The sequence below is a fragment of the Neoroseomonas marina genome (genome assembly GCF_012927745.1).
Taxonomy (GTDB): domain Bacteria; phylum Pseudomonadota; class Alphaproteobacteria; order Acetobacterales; family Acetobacteraceae; genus Neoroseomonas; species Neoroseomonas marina.
The window spans coordinates 257,118-271,944 of sequence record NZ_JABBKX010000006.1; the positions used below are offsets into that span (position 1 = coordinate 257,118).

Genomic DNA, 14,827 nt, shown 5'->3' on the forward strand with positions numbered 1-14,827 from the left:
CGGGTCTCAGGCCTGCCTCGCTACCCCCGGGGGTTCCCCCGGGCCTCCTCAGCGTTTAGCAGAGGGCCGCATCCCGGGTGACCGGGGCGCGGCCCTTCGTGCTTTCCGGACATGGTGCCAATGACCGACGACCTCGCTTCCCTGCAGGCCGAGACCGAAACCGCCCTTGCCGCCGCCGCGGATCTCCGCGCGCTGGATGCGGTGCGCGTGGGGGTGCTCGGCAAGTCCGGCAGCCTCACGGGCCTGCTCAAGGGGCTGGGCGCCGTGCCCGCCGAGCAGCGCAAGGAGCGCGGCGCCGCGCTGAACCGCCTGAAGGGTGCGATCGAGGCGGCGATCGAGGCGCGCCGCGTGGTGCTCGATGCCGCGGCACTCGATGCGCGCCTTGCGGCCGAGCGCATCGACGTCACGCTGCCGCCGCGCGCCTCGGCCCCCGGCACCGCCGCCGATGGCGGCATCCACCCGATCGCGCGGACGATGGAGGAACTCACGGCGCTGTTCGGCGCCATGGGCTTCAAGGTCGCCGAGGGGCCGGACATCGAGGGCGACTGGTACAATTTCGGCGCGCTCAACATTCCCGACCACCATCCGGCGCGGCAGGACCACGACACCTTCTACCTGCCGGAAGTGGATGGGAAGCGGCCGGTGCTGCGGACGCACACGTCGCCTGTGCAGATCCGCACCATGCTGTCCCAGGAACCGCCGATCCGCGTGATCGTGCCGGGCCGCACCTACCGCGCCGACCACGACGCGACGCATTCGCCGATGTTCCACCAGGTCGAGGGTCTGGTGATCGACCGCGGCATCACCCTCGGCCACCTCAAGGGCTGCCTGATCGACTTCCTGCGCGCCTTCTTCGGCATCGCCGACCTGCCGGTGCGCTTCCGGTCGTCCTACTTCCCGTTCACCGAGCCCTCGATGGAGGTGGACATCGGCTGGTCGCGCAAGACGGGCGAACTCGGCAAGGGTGGCGACTGGCTGGAGATCCTGGGCTCGGGGATGGTGCATCCGAAGGTGCTGGCCAATTGCGGCATCGATCCGCGCGAGTGGCAGGGCTTCGCCTTCGGCATGGGCATCGAGCGCATCACCATGCTGAAGCACGGCATCCCGGACCTGCGGCCCTTCTACGAGGCTGATATCCGCTGGCTGCGCCATTACGGCGCGGATCCGCTGGCGCCGGCGACGCTGCATGAAGGGGTGTGACCTGCGAGGGGGCGCCGCCCCCTCGCGCTCCTCTGCCGAGGGCCGAAAGGCCCTCGGGACCCATCACCGCGCCACCCGCCAAGGTATCGGTTTCCAAAGGCCTTTCGGCCTTTGGCGGGGTGGTTCGGAGGGGCAAGGCCCCTCCGAGGCTCTGACGCAGGACTGACCCGATGAAGTTCACCCTCTCTTGGCTGCGCGACCACCTCGAGACGGATGCGTCCGTCGACGACATCGCCCGCACGCTGAACGCCATCGGCCTCGAGGTCGAAGGCATCGAGGATCGCGGCGCGGCCCTCGCCTCCTTCCGCATCGCCCGCGTCATCGAGGCGGTGCAGCACCCCAATGCCGACCGGCTGCGCCACCTGCGCGTCGATATCGGCGACGGGCGCGAACTGTCCGTCGTCTGCGGCGCGCCCAATGCGCGCACGGGGATGATGGGTGTCGCCGCGCTGCCGGGCGAATTCGTCCCCGGCACCGGTATCACGCTGAAGGCGGGCGAGATCCGCGGCGTGAAGTCCGAGGCGATGATGCTGTCGATGCGCGAGATGGGCCTCGGCGACGACCACACCGGCATCGTGGACCTGCCGGCGGATGCGCCGCTCGGCGCGTCCTACGTGACGTGGGCGGGGCTGGATGATCCGATCATCGAGATCAGCATCACCCCGAACCGCGGCGACGCGCTGTCGGTGCGCGGCGTGGCGCGGGACCTGGCCGCGGCGGGCCTCGGCACGCTGAAGCCCTGGTCGGCGCCGAAGGCTGCCGCGGCTTACAAGGCACCGCTGAACTGGAAGATCGAGGATCCGCGCGCCTGCCTCTGGGTGCTCGGCCGCGCGGTGCGGGGCGTGAAGAACGGGCCTTCGCCGAAGTGGCTGCAGGATCGCCTGGTGGCGATCGGGCTGCGGCCGATCAGCGCGCTGGTGGACATCACCAACTTCTTCACCTTCGACCTCGGCCGCCCGCTGCACGTCTTCGACGTGGCGAAGGTGAAGGGCACGAACCTCACCATGCGCATGGCGCGGGACGGCGAGACGCTGACCGCGCTGAACGGCAAGGACTACGCGCTGACGGCCGAGGACGGCGTCATCGCCGACGAGGCCGGGCCGGAAGCCCTGGGCGGCGTCATCGGCGGCGAGCATTCGGGCTGCGACGAGACGACGACCGAATGCTTCATCGAATGCGCGCTGTTCGACCCGGTGCGGATCGCGCTGTCGGGCCGCCGCCACGACGTGCGCACCGATGCGCGCGCGCGCTTCGAGCGCGGCCTCGATCCCGCCTTCCTGCCGGATGCGCTGGAAGCGGCGACGCGCATGATCATCGACCTTTGCGGCGGCGAGGCGAGCGAGATCTCCGAAGCCGGCGCCGAACCAGCCTGGAAGCGCTCCGCCACGCTGCGCTTCGAGCGCGTAGCGTCCTATGGCGGTCTCGACCTGCCGGCGGATGAGTCCGTCGCGCGGCTCGAGCGCCTCGGCTTCACGATGCAGGCGCGAGATGCGGCGAGCGTGACCGTCGCGGTGCCGTCCTGGCGCAACGACGTCGCCTCCGACCTCTCGGCCTATCGGGCCGGCGGCGGGGCGCTGGCCCAGTTCGCGGGGCTGGACCCTGCCCGCGCGGCGAAGGCCGCGGAAGGCTGCGCGGCGATCGAGCCGGAATGCGACCTGGTCGAGGAAGTGCTGCGCCTCGGCGGCCTCGATGCCGTGCCGACGGTCTCGCTGCCGACGAGCGGCGTCATCCCGCCGGCGGCCTTCACCCCGAAGCAGGCGCGGGCGGCGCTGGCGCGGCGCGTGCTCGCCGCGCGCGGCATGCAGGAAAGCGTGACCTTCGCCTTCATGGAGGCGAAGACCGCGGCCCTGTTCGGCGCCACGCCCGATGCGCTGCGCCTGGTGAACCCGATCGCGGCGGACCTCGACCAGATGCGCCCGACGCCGGTGGCCTCCCTGCTGCTGGCGGCGTCGCGCAACGCGGCGCGCGGCTTCGCCGATGTGGCGCTGGCCGAACTCGGCGCGGCCTATCGCGACATCACGCCGGACGGGCAGGCGGCGGTCGCCGCGGGCGTGCGGCACGGCGCGACGCCGCGGCACTGGGCGGAGGCCTCGCGCGGCGTCGATGCCATGGATGCGAAGGGCGATGCGCTGGCGGTGCTCGCCGCGCTCGGCGTGCCGATGGCAGCAGTCCAGGTCACGGCCGATGCGCCGGGCTTCTACCATCCGGGTCGCTCCGGCGTGGTGCGGCAGGGGCCGAAGACGGTTCTCGCCACCTTCGGGGAGATCCACCCCAAGGTGCTCGAGGCGCTGGACCTCCCCGGTCCGGCGGTGGCCTTCGAGGTCTTCCTCGACGCCGTCGCCGAGCCCAAGCGCCGCAAGAAGGGCGCGCCGGACCTGCCGGCCTTCCAGCCGCTGAGGCGCGACTTCGCCTTCATCGTCGAGGACAAGGTGACCGCCGAGGCCCTGCTGCGCGCCGCGCGCGGCGCCGACAAGGCGCTGATCACCGATGTCGCGCTGTTCGACGTCTATCGCGGCAAGGGCGTGCCGGAGGGCTCGAAGAGCCTCGCCATCCAGGTCACGCTGCAGCCGCGCGAGGCGACGCTCACCGACGCGCAGATCGAGGCCGTGGCCGACCGGGTCGTCGCCGCGGTCGCCAAGGCCACGGGCGCGGTGCTCCGCGCGTGATGCCGGGGGCGGACAGCAAGGGCCGGAACCTGGCGCTGCTGTCCGCTTCCATCGTGCTGGTGCTCGCGGTGTGGTTCGCGGGCACGGCGGCGGTGCCGGGGCTGATCGCCTCGGGGCTCGTCACGCCGGGTCGCGCGGCGCTGCTGACGGCGGCGGTGCAACTCGGCTTCGTCGTGGGAACGCTGGTCAGCGCGGTGCTGTCGCTGGCGGACCGTCTCGATCCGCGGCGGCTCTACCTGGCCTGTGCGCTGGTCGCCGCGGCGGCGACGCTGGCGCAGACGCTGGTGGCGCCGTCCGGCACGGCCGCGGTTGTCCTGCGCTTCGTCGCCGGCGCGACGATGGCGGGCGTCTATCCGGTGGGGATGAAGCTCGCGGCGTCCTGGGCCAAGGGGGACCTCGGCCTGCTGATCGGCATCGTGGTGGGGGCGCTGACGCTCGGCTCGGCGCTGCCGCATCTGCTGCCGACGCTGCTGGGCTCGCTCGACTGGCGGGCGGCCTATGGCGGGGCAGGGGTGCTGGCGGCGGCGGGGGCGTCGCTGGTGCTGGGCTTCCGGCCCGGGCCGCTGCTCGGCGCGCGGCCGCCCTTCCGGCCGGCACAGATGCTCGAGGCCTGGCGGAACCCGGGGCTGCGGCTCGCGAACCTCGGCTATCTCGGCCACATGTGGGAACTCTACGCCATGTGGGCCTGGATCGGGGTGTTCCTGGCTGGGCTGCTCGGGCGGCCGCAGGTGGGCGGCTGGGTATTCGGCATCGTCGCCACGGGTGCGGCGGGCTGCGTGCTGGCCGGGCTGGCGGCGGACCGGTGGAACCGGGCGCGCGTGGCGGCGCTGTGCATGGTGGTCTCGGGCGCCTGTGCTCTGGTGATCGGCACGGCATCGGCCTGGCCGGCGCTCGCACTCGGCATCGCCTTCCTCTGGGGCTTCACGGTGGTGGCGGATTCGGCGCAGTTCTCGGCCTGCGTCGTGAGCCTGTCGCCGCCGGACTATGTCGGGACGATGCTGACGGTGCAGACCTCGGCGGGGTTCCTGCTGACCGCGGTGGTGATCGGCGTGCTGCCGTATCTGATGGCGCTGCTGACGCCGGCGGCGGCCTTCGCGCTGCTGGCCGTCGGGCCGCTGCTCGGCGCCATCGCCATGTGGCGGCTGGCGCCGATGCTCGATCAGGCGTCCTCGCCCAGATAGGCGGTCGCGTCGATCTCGACCAGGCAGTCGGGCGATCCGAGGCCGGAGACGATGCAGGAGACGCGATGGGGCGGGTCCACGGCGAAGTTCGCGAAATAGACCTCGTTCATCGGTTCCCAATTGGCGCGGTCCGTCACGTAGACCGTGCACTTCACCACGTCCTTGAGCGACCCGCCGGCTTCCTCGATCAGCATGCGGATGTTGTCGATCGCCTGTTGGGTCTGCGCGCGCACGTCGCCGATGGCGAACTTTCCCTCGGGATCGCGGCCGGTGAAGCAGACGAACATGAAGCCGCCCGCGATGGTCGCCTGGGCGAAGGGGCGGGTGGTCTTGAAGACGCGGGGGGACGAGACGGCACGCTTCGGCATTTGAGAACCCTTGCAAGGATGGGGCGCCGTCCCGGCAAGGGCCGTGCCGCGGGCAGAATAGGCAATGCCGGGACGGGCGCCAGGGCGGCTGGTGCGCGGTTTGCTACGGTCGCGGCCGGACAACCCCGGGAAGTGCACTCATGCTGCCTCGTCGCCTCGTCCTTGCCACCCCGTCGCTGCTGGCCGCGCCGCGCCTGTCGCGCGCGCAAGGCGCCCGCCCGATCCGCCTGATCGTCCCGAACCCGCCGGGGGGCCAGTCCGACACCATCGCCCGGCTCTACGCCGAAGCGATGCAGGCGACGGCGGGCCAGGCCGTGGTGGTGGACAACCGTTCGGGCGCCAATGGCCTGATCGCCATGGATGCCGTGTCGAAGTCCGCACCCGATGGCACAACGGTCGGCCTGTTCAGCATCGCGCTGTTCACGACCCTGCCGATGATGATGGCGCGCATGCCGCTGGACGTGGACCGGGACCTGACGGCGGTCACGAGCATGGTGACCAGCACCGTCCTGTGCGCCGTCACCGAGCACCGTGCCCGCGAACGCGGCTGGACGGATTTCCGCGCCATGGTGGATTGGGCGAAGCGCCCCGGAAACGGCCTGACGAACGGGGCGGCGAGCAGCGGCGGCGCGTCGCACCTCCTGGTCGCGACCATCGCGAAGCGCAGCGGCGCCGACATGACCGTGGTGCCCTACCGCGGCGGGGCGCCGGCGCTGAACGATCTGCTCGCCGGTAGTATCGACATGTGCTTCGACTTCATGCCGGCGCTGATGCCGCATGTGCAGACGGGACGGCTGCGGGCCCTCGCCGTGGGGTCGCGCGAACGCCTGCCCTTCCTGCCGGAGGTGCCGGGCATGGGCGACTTCCCGGACCTCGGCATCGTCGATGTCGACCTGCAATCGTGGAACATCGTCACCGGCCCGCCGGGCATGCCTGCCGAGGCCCAGGCGCGCCTGGTGGCGCTGGTGCGGGGCGCGGGCGCGTACCCGGGGCTCGAGGACAGGTTGCGGACCCATGGCCTGCTGGCCATGCCGCCGCTCGAACCGGCGGCGGTTCGGGCCCGCATCCAGGCCGAACGCCCCCGCTGGCGTGAAATGGTCGAGATCAGCGGCGCCCGGATCGAATAGGCCGGCCCGGAAGTGCTTTCACTTGGGGGCCGCCTGCCTTATCTCCCCGATGAACAGACCGCCTGGGCCCCCCATTGCCCGGCCCTCACGGATTCCCATGACCGATACGCCGCTCGACCTCATCCGCAACTTCTCGATCATCGCCCATATCGACCACGGGAAGTCCACGCTCGCCGATCGCCTCATCCAGGCGACGGGGGCCCTGTCCGCGCGAGAGATGAAGGAGCAGGTGCTCGACAACATGGAGATCGAGCGCGAGCGCGGCATCACCATCAAGGCGCAGACCGTGCGCCTGACCTATCCGGCGCAGGACGGCAAGACCTACGTCCTGAACCTGATGGACACGCCGGGCCACGTCGACTTCGCCTACGAGGTCTCGCGCAGCCTTGCGGCCTGCGAGGGATCGCTGCTGGTGGTCGATGCCTCCCAGGGCGTCGAGGCGCAGACGCTCGCCAACGTCTACCAGGCGATCGATGCGGGGCACGAGATCGTGCCCGTGCTGAACAAGATCGACCTGCCCGCCGCCGAGCCCGACCGCGTGAAGCAGCAGATCGAGGACGTGATCGGCCTCGATGCCTCCGACGCCGTGATGATCAGCGCCAAGACCGGGCTGAACATCGAAGGCGTGCTCGAGGCGATCGTGACGCGCCTGCCGCCGCCGAGCGGCGATGCGTCCGCCACCACCAAGGCGCTGCTGGTCGACAGCTGGTACGACGCCTATCTCGGCGTGGTGATCCTGGTGCGGGTGAAGGACGGCTTCCTGAAGAAGGGCCAGCGCATCCGCATGATGTCCTCGGGCGCGGTGCACACCATCGAGCAGGTCGGCGTGTTCAAGCCGAAGCTCGTGCCCACGGACAGCCTCGGGCCGGGCGAGATGGGCTACGTCACCGCCGCCATCAAGACGGTCGCCGACACCAACGTGGGCGACACCATCACCGACGACCGCAATCCGGCGGCCGAGCCGCTGGCGGGCTTCAAGCCCTCCATTCCCGTGGTGTGGTGCGGCCTCTATCCGGTGGATGCGGACGACTTCGAGAAGCTGCGGGAGTCGCTTGCGAAGCTGCGGCTCAACGACGCCTCCTTCCACTACGAGACGGAGACGTCCGCCGCGCTCGGCTTCGGCTTCCGTTGCGGCTTCCTCGGCCTGCTGCATCTCGAGATCATCCAGGAACGCCTGTCGCGCGAGTTCGACCTCGACCTGATCGCGACGGCGCCGTCCGTCGTCTACAAGGTGCACCAGACCAACGGCGAGATGTTCGAGCTGCACAACCCGGCCGACATGCCGGACGGCAGCGTGCTCGACCACATCGAGGAGCCGTGGATCAAGGCGACCATCATGCTGCCGGACGACTACCTCGGCCCGGTGCTGGCGCTGTGCAACGAACGGCGCGGGCAGCAGGTGGAACTGACCTATGTCGGCGCCCGCGCCATGCTGGTCTATCGCCTGCCGCTGAACGAGGTGGTCTTCGACTTCTACGACCGGCTGAAGTCGGTCAGCCGCGGCTACGCCTCCTTCGATTACCAGATGGACGGGTATTCCGAAGGCGACCTCGTAAAGATCTCGATCCTGGTGAACAACGAGCCGGTGGATGCGCTGTCCTTCATGGCGCATCGCAGCCAGGCCGAGCGGCGCGGCCGGCAGATCTGCGAGAAGCTGAAGGAGTTGATCCCCCGGCAGCTCTTCAAGATCCCGATCCAGGCGGCGATCGGCGGGCGCGTCATCGCGCGCGAGACCATCTCCGCCCTGTCCAAGGACGTCACCGCCAAGTGCTACGGCGGCGACATCAGCCGCAAGCGCAAGCTCCTCGAGAAGCAGAAGGAGGGCAAGAAGCGCATGCGGCAGTTCGGCAAGGTCGAGATCCCGCAATCTGCGTTCATCGCCGCACTCAAGATGGACGCCTGATACGCGTCATCGCGCGGAGGCATACAACCGTCCGGCGGCATTCATCGGTGCCGCGGACGTTTCGGCCTTGACTTCCGGTCCTTCGAACTTGATGTGCGCCTCAGGAACGCATTGGCGCAGACGTATTCGCCACGACCGGGAGAACGCCTCATGCCGCAGTTCAAGCGCCGCGACATCGTCGCCGGCCTTTCCGCCATCGCAACTTCGGGGCTCGCCGCGCCGGCGGTGGCCCAGGGGGCGTATCCGAACCGTCCCATCACCATGGTGATCCCTTTCGCCGCCGGCGGCCCGACCGACACGGTGGGGCGGCTGATCGCGCAGGCGATGAGCACGGATCTGGGCCAGCCCGTGGTGGTCGAGAATGTCGGCGGCGCGGGCGGTACGCTCGGCGCGCAGCGCGTCGCGGGCGCCCGTCCGGACGGGTATTCGATCCTGCTGCATCACATCGGCATGGCGACGATTCCGACGCTCTATCGTCGCCTCGCCTATGATCCGGTGAACGGGTTCGAGACGCTCGGCCTCGTCACCGAAGTGCCGATGACCCTCATCGCCCGGCGCAACATCGAGGCGAACAGCCTCGCCGAGCTGGTCGCACTGATCCGTCAGCGCGGCGAGAACCTGAACTACGCGAATGCCGGTATCGGCGCGGCCAGCCACCTCTGCGGGCTGCTGCTCATGAAGGCGGTCGACACGCGCATGACGACGGTGCCCTATCGCGGCACGGGTCCGGCGATGAACGACCTGGTGGCTGGCACGGTCGACATCATGTGCGACCAGACGACCAACACGACCGAGCAGATCCGCGCCGGCACCGTGCGCGCCTTCGCCGTGACGACCGAGCAGCGCGTGGCCGCGCTGCCCGATCTGCCGACCTCGGCCCAGGGCGGGCTGCCGGGTTTCGAGGTCAGCGTGTGGCACGGGCTCTACGCGCCCAAGGGCACGCCGGCGCCGATCGTGGCGCGGCTGAACCAGGCGCTGGTGAAGGCGCTGCAGGACGAGGGCATTGCCCGGCGCTTCGCGGATCTGGGCACCGCCCCGGTCGCTGCGGCGCGCGCGACGCCCGAAATCCATCGCCAGTTCTGGCAGGCCGATATCGCCAAATGGCGGCCGCTGATCCAGGCCGCCGGCCAGTTCGCCGATTGACGAAAAAGGGCGCGGCCGCGGGTTGCCCTGCGGACGCGCCCTGACTATGTTCCGCCCCCTCCGGACAGGTGGCCGAGCGGTCGAAGGCGCGCGCCTGGAAAGTGCGTATACGTCAAAAGCGTATCGAGGGTTCGAATCCCTCCCTGTCCGCCAGACCCCCGTTTCCGGGGTTTTTTTACGTCCCAAGCGTGGCCGTAATCCGTTGAAAATACGCAAATCTAGTGTCTGACCGTCCCCGGTCATCCCTGCCTTACCCGCGTCTCCATCGTGGGTATGGTCAAGGGTTCGATTGACCGAATTGGCTGGATGGACGAATCTGCCACCACCAGACGGAAGGCAGGCGCCAATGGGTAAACTGACGGCCAAGCAGGTGGCGGCGACCACCACGCCATGCGTGATTGGCGATGGGGATGGGCTGTGGTTCCAAGTCGGCGGACCGACTCAGCGTTCTTGGATCATGCGCTACACGTCGCCCGTCACCCGGAAGACGCGAGAGTTCGGTCTCGGCTCTTACCCTGCTGTAAGCCTCGCCCAAGCCCGTGAGGCACGCGACGCAGCCCGTGCGTTGATCCGGGAAGGCAGGGACCCCATCGACGAACGGAAGGCGCGCGCGCTTCCTGTGGACGTGACGAGGGGCATGACGTTCCGCGCCGCCATGGAAGCGACCATCAAGGCGCGTACGCCGTCATGGACGGACCCCAAGGCCCCCGATACGTGGCGCAACAGCCTTTCGCGCCACGCGGCATCGTTACTCGACAAGCACTGTTGCGAAATCACCACCGCAGACGTGCACGCAGTTCTGGAACCCATCTGGTCCACGATGGCGCCGACCGCGAAGCACATCCGCGAGCGCATCGAAACCATCTTGGACTACGCCGCGATGATGGACGGTTGGGCTGACGACAAACCCAACCCTGCTCGATGGAAAGGCCGCCTGTCAGTCCTGTTGCCGAAGATCGGTGCCGTGCACACACCGGCGCATCACGCCAGCCTGCCCCACGCGGACGCACCGGCATTCGTCGCTGACCTGCGCCAGCGTGAAGGTGCGGGGGCTCGCGCGCTGGAACTTACCATCCTCACTGGCCAACGCACGGGGGCGATCATGGCAGCGAAGTGGGCTGACTTCGATCTGACGGCCACGGTCTGGAACTGTCCCGCCGAGGACATGAAGGCGAAGGAAGCGCACACGGTGCCGCTCACCCCGGCGATGCTGCGCGTGCTTGAAGCCATGAAGCCGCTGCGAAGGCAGGACCAAGGCGATTGGGTTTTTCCCGGTCAAGGCAAGGCTGGGCACATCAGCAACGGCGCCATGACGGCGGTACTCAAGAGGATGGGTAGGTCCGCCCTGACGGTGCATGGGTTTCGCAGCACAATCCGGGACTGGGCAGCAGAAGAAACGGACCACATGGCCGAGGTTGCGGAGGCCGTGCTTGACCATGTGTTGCCGGGCGGTGCGACGCGCGCGGCGTATCAGCGCGGAGACCTGCTGACCAAGCGGCGGCGTCTGCACGAGGACTGGGAGAAATACCTAGGAGCCTGACCCGGCATCCGGGTTGTCAGGCATCGGACAAATCCGCATCCGAAACGTTTATCAATTTGACGCGGCACTACCCCGGTTCCGTATAACGTCCCTCAGCGGTCCACAGCATACCAACCCCGGACCGCCGAAGATTTGGAACATTTTTTTTGTGGAACCGATTGCCGTTACGCTTCCGGAGGTGAAGCGCCTTACTTCTCTTTCTCGTTCGACCATCTATCGTCTGGCTCAGGCAAATAAGATCGAAACCAAGAAGGTCGGCGCCCGCACCTTGTATAAGGTGGACAGTATCCGTGACTTCCTGAACGGATGCCCGCCCGCCAACATCACCGGGAAACTCTGACGACCGCCCGTATCCCAACCCCAACGGACGCAGATAGTCAAAATCAGGTCGTTTCGTGTGCCAGAAATGGGATGAATTTCCTCATTTTGGTGCATTCTACCCCGAACCAACCAGAATTGCCGGAATAAATAGGAATGTTCCCGATGCAATCATGCCTCGGGTAGTTCCGAGGCAAACATGACAGATACCGAATCGCTACTCACACGGGCACAGGCCGAGAAATACCTCAACCTTCCGCCGAGGACCCTCGAAAGGGTCCGCATCAATGGCGGTGGACCGCCCTTTATGAGGGTAGGTGCGAGGACGCATCTGTATTCCCGCACTGACCTCGATGCGTGGGTACAATCCATCCGGTCCACACCGGACGCCTGAAAAGAGGAAACGCGGCCAGTTACCACCGGGCCGCGCTTCATTTAACTCCAACCGACTGTATTTATGATGAACCATAATAACGATGCGGACCACCGCACGTCCATTGCCAACCGCTTGATTGAGCGGACTACGCACTACCAACAGCGGTCCGGCGAACTGTCCCGGATCGAAGGCGAGACGACCCGCCGGGTGATGCTGCACCCCGAGACCGAGGAACTGATTACCGTTCCACCGACCCGCGCGGACATCGACGCGGAGGTTATCGCCGCCCTGATGGCCGATGGCATGTCGAAGCACGACGCCGAGGTTGCGGTCTTGCTGGAACGTCGCGCGCAACAGGCGGGTGAACTGATCGAGAAGCGACTGGTGGAACGCTACACCATGTGGCCTGAGACCGACGCGGAGGTTGCGGTGTCCGCACATCGCGCGGGAGTACGTGCAGCGGATCGCATCCGCACATCGGAGCGGATGCACGACCGCATCGAACAGGAAGTCTCGGATCGCCACAGGAAGGCCGTAGAAGCCCCCACGACGATTCCGGCGCCCACCTCCCCCGCACCGCTCGCGACGGCTACCACGCCTTCCGCAACGGCTGGCGTCACGCTTCGCGCGCAGACCTCCATCCGCCGCAGGGTTGTGCGCTTTAGCCGCCACACCCGCTCAATGGAGATCGAGAACTACAGCGCGGCGACCGGGCAGGTTTGGCACGATTGCAGCGGCGAACTGGCCTTCCGCATCTCGGACATGCTGGAAGGATGGCGCGCATTTCCGGTGGGTGGCGTGCAGGAAGTAGTTGGGGCTTATGGTTCCGGCACCACCTGTCCTGCCGGGTGTCCGGGTAACGGGAAGAACGGACAACCCGCGCAATGGCATTCCTTCATCCGCATCCCCTGCCGGGTGGGTGTCGATAGGAACTGGCACAACCTCGAATACACGGACGCGGAAACCGATGCAGCGGTGCAGGCAGCTATTGCGCAGGCCAAGGCACAGGACCCGCACTGTGTTGGTGTAGTTCTGAGCCTCACCGGAGCCGTTGATCTGGCGTCCGGTGGTGTCGCACCGGCTTTCGCTGGGAGGCCGCTCTAATGCCTCCACAGCACGTCTCCATGATGACGCACGTCTACACCGACAACGAAGGACAGGTACGCCCCCTCGCAATACCCGCTGGAGGAACAGGACGCTGAGAAGCGCCGCTACATCCAGTGGGAGCTCGACCTGCCCGAGCAGATTCGGCGTGACGGCGATGCCCGCTTCAGCGTGCTGGTGACGGCATGACTGCCCTTCATCGCCGCGCCGCGTTGCTTGCCGCGGGCGGGCTGCTGGCGCGCCCCGCCCTGGCGCAGGGCTGGCGCCCTGCGCAACCCGTGCGCTGCGTCATCGGCGCTGCGGCAGGCGGCACCCTCGACATCCATGCCCGCGCAGCCGCCCCCGTGCTGGCCGAGCGCATGGGCCAGCCCGCCGTGATGGAGAACAGCGGCGGCGCGGCGGGGCGCATCGCCTCGGCGCTCGTGGGCCGCGCGGCCCCGGACGGGCAGACGCTGCTGGTCGCCTCCGGTGACGGCATCATCATCTCCGACATCCTCTACGGGCCGACGCAGGGTCGGCTGCGGTCGCGCCTGAGGCCGGTGACGATGACGATCATCGCGGCGCAGCTGCTGGTGACGCATCCGCGCAGCGGCATCCGCAGCGTGCAGGACTACCTGGCTCGGGCGCGCAGCAGCAATGGCGTGACGCTCGGCGTGCCCGGCTATGGCGGCATTGCCCACCTGATCAGCGAGATGGTGAACCGCGGCCTCGGCGACATGCGTGTCACGCACGTTCCTTATCGTGGCGGCGGGCCGGCGACGGTGGATCTGCTGGCGGGGCAAATCGATGCCATGATCATTACTCTGCCGGCGGTAACCGAACATGTTCGCCAGGGCCGCCTGATCCCGCTCGCCGTCTCCACGTTGCAGCGTGACGCGGCCATGCAGGATGTGCCGACCATCGCGGAGAGCCTGCTGCCTGGCTTCGACGCGCCCAGCACCCAGGGCGTGTTGGTGCCCGAGGCGACGCCCGAGCCGATCGTCGAGGCCTGGGCTCAGGCCTGGCGCGCTGCGCTACGCACGGAGGCAGTGACGCGCAGGCTGACGGACCTTGGCTTCGTCATCACCGCAACGACGCCATCGGAGTTCGGCGCTTCGCTGGACACCACGGAGGCGCGCTTCGCCGAGGTGATCTCCGCTGCCGGCATCAAGGCGGAGGATGCATAGCCGGCGGCGATGTACACCCCAGGCGGCGCGGCGCATGTCGGCTCGCCTGCCGCGAACCTCCGCCTCAATCGGGTAAAGGGTAGCGATCCTCTGCAGCGTCTCCTGCGCGATCGGCGCTGTCCTGCCCTTCGCCAATGCGATGAGCTGCCGGCAGGTGTGCGACCAGCAGAACGCCAGTGCGGTGCCTTCGTCTCCCGCGTCGCGCATGGCGAAGCGGAGTCTACGCAGGCGCGCTCGGTGCGAGAAACTGCCGTACCGCCCGGAGGTGGGTGCTGCGGTGGCGGTACGTGTGCACGCCGAACGTCGGCGGCCGCGGCGGGACGATGACAAGCTACGGATCGTGCGAGAGACGCTGGCGCCTGGTGCGGCAATACAGATGGTGGCCGCAGTTCTTCCACAAAGATCTTTGCTGGCCCGGACAAGTTTCGGCCGGTCCGATGAATGAGTCCGATTGAGCGCCGCGCGATTTCGCCTTCCAAAGGGCCGCAGACCAGCGCCGCCGGGCGATTGCCTCCCACGGCCGAGGACGGAATCTCCCTTCGTGAGCCACCCACCACGGGAACTAGTATCATTCCGTAGTGCGACTGGTATCAGTCGTCGGTAGGCCACGACGATCGTGAGGAACCGGGCAACGAGAAGGCCGGCTAGATGTCGCTGCTATGGAGGTTGTCCCTCCGGGGCTGAGGTTGGAGGCTGTGGTTGCCACACCTTCAACGACCAAGCCGGAGCCCCGGA

Annotated in this window: 12 protein-coding genes, 1 tRNA gene and 1 pseudogene; 12 read left to right on the forward strand and 2 right to left on the reverse strand. The window is 68.2% G+C overall.

The window, feature by feature from the left end; all coding sequences use genetic code 11:
- The first annotated feature begins 120 nt into the window (after nt 1-120).
- The 3 genes from pheS to GWK16_RS17940 all read left to right on the forward strand — a co-directional run bounded on the left by pheS (nt 121) and on the right by GWK16_RS17940 (nt 5,047).
- Entirely contained in the window at nt 121-1,200 is a 1,080-nt protein-coding gene (gene pheS, locus GWK16_RS17930) for a phenylalanine--tRNA ligase subunit alpha (RefSeq protein ID WP_168040553.1), read from the forward strand.
- 170 nt (nt 1,201-1,370) lie between these two features.
- A complete protein-coding gene (gene pheT / locus GWK16_RS17935) occupies nt 1,371-3,866 on the forward strand; it encodes a phenylalanine--tRNA ligase subunit beta (RefSeq protein WP_170055340.1) in 2,496 nt (831 codons plus the stop codon).
- Nucleotides 3,866-5,047, forward strand: a complete 1,182-nt coding sequence (locus GWK16_RS17940; RefSeq protein WP_170055341.1) for an MFS transporter — start codon at nt 3,866-3,868, stop codon at nt 5,045-5,047. Before pheT ends, GWK16_RS17940 begins: the two co-directional genes overlap by 1 nt.
- On the opposite strand, the gene GWK16_RS17945 is transcribed toward GWK16_RS17940, so the two are convergent.
- Nucleotides 5,026-5,415 carry a RidA family protein gene (locus GWK16_RS17945; protein WP_170055342.1) on the reverse strand — a complete coding sequence of 130 codons (390 nt, stop codon included), beginning with the start codon at nt 5,413-5,415 and terminating at the stop codon, nt 5,026-5,028. The genes GWK16_RS17940 and GWK16_RS17945 overlap by 22 nt on opposite strands.
- 140 nt (nt 5,416-5,555) lie before the next feature.
- Here GWK16_RS17945 and GWK16_RS17950 point away from each other — a divergent pair, with 140 nt between their 5' ends.
- The 9 genes from GWK16_RS17950 (at nt 5,556) to GWK16_RS17985 (ending at nt 14,092) form a co-directional block, all read left to right on the forward strand.
- Nucleotides 5,556-6,542, forward strand: coding sequence for a Bug family tripartite tricarboxylate transporter substrate binding protein (locus tag GWK16_RS17950; RefSeq protein ID WP_170055343.1), 987 nt, complete (start codon nt 5,556-5,558; stop codon nt 6,540-6,542).
- Nucleotides 6,543-6,639: 97 nt separating this feature from the next.
- The gene (gene lepA, locus GWK16_RS17955; RefSeq protein ID WP_170055344.1) at nt 6,640-8,445 is read left to right on the forward strand and encodes a translation elongation factor 4; all 1,806 of its coding nucleotides are present in this window, start codon (nt 6,640-6,642) and stop codon (nt 8,443-8,445) included.
- A gap of 150 nt (nt 8,446-8,595) precedes the next feature.
- Nucleotides 8,596-9,588, forward strand: a complete 993-nt coding sequence (locus tag GWK16_RS17960) for a tripartite tricarboxylate transporter substrate-binding protein (protein ID WP_170055345.1) — start codon at nt 8,596-8,598, stop codon at nt 9,586-9,588.
- 62 nt (nt 9,589-9,650) lie between these two features.
- A tRNA-Ser gene (locus tag GWK16_RS17965) sits at nt 9,651-9,741 on the forward strand.
- A 193-nt stretch (nt 9,742-9,934) separates the two neighbouring features.
- Entirely contained in the window at nt 9,935-11,128 is a 1,194-nt protein-coding gene (locus tag GWK16_RS17970) for a tyrosine-type recombinase/integrase (RefSeq protein ID WP_170055346.1), read from the forward strand.
- 148 nt (nt 11,129-11,276) lie between these two features.
- Nucleotides 11,277-11,468 carry a helix-turn-helix domain-containing protein gene (locus GWK16_RS25780; RefSeq protein WP_170055347.1) on the forward strand — a complete coding sequence of 64 codons (192 nt, stop codon included), beginning with the start codon at nt 11,277-11,279 and terminating at the stop codon, nt 11,466-11,468.
- 177 nt (nt 11,469-11,645) lie between these two features.
- Nucleotides 11,646-11,840, forward strand: coding sequence for a helix-turn-helix transcriptional regulator (locus tag GWK16_RS25785; RefSeq protein ID WP_338144505.1), 195 nt, complete (start codon nt 11,646-11,648; stop codon nt 11,838-11,840).
- A 66-nt stretch (nt 11,841-11,906) separates the two neighbouring features.
- On the forward strand, nt 11,907-12,926 hold the full coding sequence (locus GWK16_RS17980; protein ID WP_170055348.1) for a hypothetical protein: 1,020 nt from the start codon (nt 11,907-11,909) through the stop codon (nt 12,924-12,926).
- A gap of 185 nt (nt 12,927-13,111) precedes the next feature.
- Nucleotides 13,112-14,092, forward strand: coding sequence for a Bug family tripartite tricarboxylate transporter substrate binding protein (locus GWK16_RS17985; RefSeq protein WP_170055349.1), 981 nt, complete (start codon nt 13,112-13,114; stop codon nt 14,090-14,092).
- 9 nt (nt 14,093-14,101) lie between these two features.
- Here the strand turns inward: GWK16_RS17985 and GWK16_RS25900 are convergent.
- Nucleotides 14,102-14,299 (reverse strand): annotated as a pseudogene (locus tag GWK16_RS25900) (IS66 family transposase); the annotation flags it as partial.
- Nucleotides 14,300-14,827: the final 528 nt, after the last annotated feature.